The 256-nt window shown below is 34.8% G+C and carries 1 pseudogene; it reads left to right on the forward strand.

The annotated features are described in order from the left end of the window. Positions 1-27: 27 nt before the first annotated feature. Positions 28-256, forward strand: a pseudogene (locus FUA24_RS01110) (hypothetical protein); the annotation flags it as partial.

A 256-nucleotide genomic window follows, 5' to 3' on the forward strand; every position in this document is an offset into this window, starting at 1 on the left:
TTATTAACGAATTCAATATATAAACTTATGGCTTGTACAAGCTGTTCTACTAAAGATGGCCAACCAAAAGGCTGTAAAAATAATGGTACTTGCGGAACCGATAGTTGTAACAAACTAACGGTTTTTGATTGGCTTTCAAATATGACATTGCCCAATGGCGAAAAACCATTTAATTGGGTGGAGGTGCGTTTTAAAAACGGCCGTAAAGAGTATTATTATAATCCGGAAAATATAACACTAAGTATTGGTGATGTTG

The sequence above is a fragment of the Seonamhaeicola marinus genome (genome assembly GCF_008085455.1).